Annotated in this window: 1 protein-coding gene and 2 pseudogenes; all 3 read right to left on the bottom strand. The window is 64.2% G+C overall.

The window, feature by feature from the left end; translation table 11 throughout:
* Positions 1–256 (bottom strand): annotated as a pseudogene (locus WBF82_RS15870) (tyrosine-type recombinase/integrase); the annotation flags it as partial.
* A gap of 92 nt (positions 257–348) precedes the next feature.
* Entirely contained in the window at positions 349–1,914 is a 1,566-nt protein-coding gene (locus tag WBF82_RS15865) for an RNA polymerase sigma factor (RefSeq protein WP_424383940.1), read from the bottom strand.
* A 177-nt stretch (positions 1,915–2,091) separates the two neighbouring features.
* Positions 2,092–2,386, bottom strand: a pseudogene (locus tag WBF82_RS15860) (polyphosphate--glucose phosphotransferase); the annotation flags it as partial.

Here is a 2,386-nt window from a genome sequence, read left to right as displayed (position 1 = left end):
GGCGCACCCCGAGCTGACGGGAGCGCGCCGTCGACGGTTCGGCACCGCCGTCGAGCAGGTCGGCCACGAACCCCTTCATCAGCTCGCGGTCCAGCGCGGGGGAGTGCCCATTGACCTGACACCACCGGATGAACCCGCGAACCCCGTCGCCGTAGCTCTTGATGGTCTGCGGCGACTTGCGCTCGGCGCGCAGAGACAACTCCCAGGACGGCAGCAGCGCGGCAAGATCAACAGCTACAGGTTTGCGACGCGCCATACCCGATATCTTGACTGAGTGCGCTGTGCATATCTACTATTTCTGGACTGGCCGGTAAACCTACTGGTCAGGACAATAGATCGGAGTGTCGCTCAGTCCAGGTAGTCGCGCAGGACCTGCGAACGGCTGGGGTGGCGCAGCTTCGACATCGTCTTCGACTCGATCTGGCGGATGCGTTCGCGGGTCACGCCGTAGACCTGGCCGATCTCGTCGAGCGTGCGGGGCTGGCCGTCGGTAAGGCCGAAGCGCAGCCGTACCACACCGGCTTCGCGCTCCGAGAGCGTCTCGAGCACCGACTGCAGTTGGTCTTGCAGCAGCGTGAACGACACGGCGTCAACGGCGACCACGGCTTCGCTGTCCTCGATGAAGTCGCCGAGCTGGCTGTCACCTTCGTCACCGATGGTCTGATCCAGCGAGATCGGCTCGCGGGCGTACTGCTGGATCTCCAGCACCTTCTCCGGGGTGATGTCCATTTCCTTGGCGAGCTCTTCGGGAGTGGGCTCGCGGCCCAGATCCTGTAGCAGCTCGCGCTGAATGCGGCCCAGCTTGTTGATCACCTCGACCATGTGCACCGGGATGCGGATGGTGCGGGCCTGGTCGGCCATCGCGCGGGTGATCGCCTGGCGGATCCACCACGTCGCGTAGGTGGAGAACTTGTAACCCTTGGTGTAGTCGAACTTTTCCACCGCGCGGATCAGGCCCAGGTTCCCTTCCTGGATCAGGTCGAGAAACGCCATGCCGCGGCCGGTGTAGCGCTTGGCGAGCGAAACCACGAGCCGCAGATTGGCTTCCAGCAGATGGTTTTTCGCGCGGTCGCCGTCGCGGCAGATCCACGACATGTCGCGCCGCTGGGCGGCGGGCAACTTCTCGCCGCGATCGGTCAGCTCGACCATCAGCTGGGTGGCGTACAGACCCGCCTCGATCCGCTTGGCCAGCTCGACCTCTTCTTCGGCGTTGAGCAGCGCCACCTTGCCGATCTGCTTGAGGTAAGCCCGAACCGAATCCGCCGACGCGGTGAGCTCGGCATCTTTGCGGGCTTGGCGCAACGCCTCCGACTCGTCTTCGTCCCAGACGAAATCGCCTGAAGCTTTGTCCTTTTCGCTCGGCTCGACGATCTCTTCTTCGTCTGCCGAGTCGTCGGCTGCCTTTTTGGTGGTCGCTTCGGCGCCTTCTTCGGCGTCGCTCGCTTCGGGCTCGGCCGCGACGCCGTCGGATGCCTCCTCGAGGTCTTCGAGATTCAGGTCTTCTTCGAGGTCGATTTCTTCGCCGGGCTCACCCTCGATGTCGGGCTCAGCGTCGAGTTCGTCGAGTTCTTCTTCGGTGTCGAGCTGTTCTGCCACTACTTCGACGTCTTTGGGGGCGGCTTTCGACGACGCCTTCTTCGCGCGGCCCCTAGCCGGCTCGGCCTTGGCGGCAGTGCTCTTAGTGGCAGTGCGGGCCTTGGCTGGCTCGGCCTTGGCGGCCTTCGCAGGTGCCTTCGCAGCCTTCGCGGCGGTCTTCGCCGGTGCCTTGGTTGCTGTCTTGGTGGCTCGTCGTGCGGTGGCTGCGCCGTTGGACGACTTGGTCGTCGAACCTTTTGCCCCGGCGGTGGCGTGAGACTTGGCGGCGGTACGCTTCACCGGCTCCTCAGTTGCCGGCCGTGCCTTGGTCGCTGCCACGTAAACCCCTTCGGTAGGACTCAATTCCGATGCTCTGGGCATACTCAACCGGAAGCTGTCGGCTATGTCGGATGTCGGCGTCGATTATCGGTGTCGATATTCGCCGCTCTCGGTCAGGCGGCTGCCGGAGACCATTGTAACGACAGCGCAGCAATACCCCGGCCAGAGCGCGCAAATTTAGTGCGTCACGTCGCTGGTCGCGGCCATCGCCGCGCCGACGATTCCCGCGCTGTTCTGCAGGGCGGCGGCGACCACCGGAGTGCGGTTCTTTAGCAACGGCACCCACTTGTCGGCTTTGCGGCTGATGCCGCCGCCGGCAATGAACAACTCCGGGCACATCGCGTTCTCGATAGCGACCAGCACCTTCGTCACCTGCTTCGCCCACTTTTTGTAGCTCCAGCCGCGGTTGTCCCTGACCGACGACGCGGCGCGGTGCTCGGCTTCTTTGCCGCCCACTTCGAGGTGTCCGAAC

The sequence above is a fragment of the Mycobacterium sp. genome (genome assembly GCF_049673265.1).
Taxonomy (GTDB): Bacteria; Actinomycetota; Actinomycetes; order Mycobacteriales; family Mycobacteriaceae; genus Mycobacterium.
This window is presented reverse-complemented; position numbering and strand designations above follow the sequence as displayed.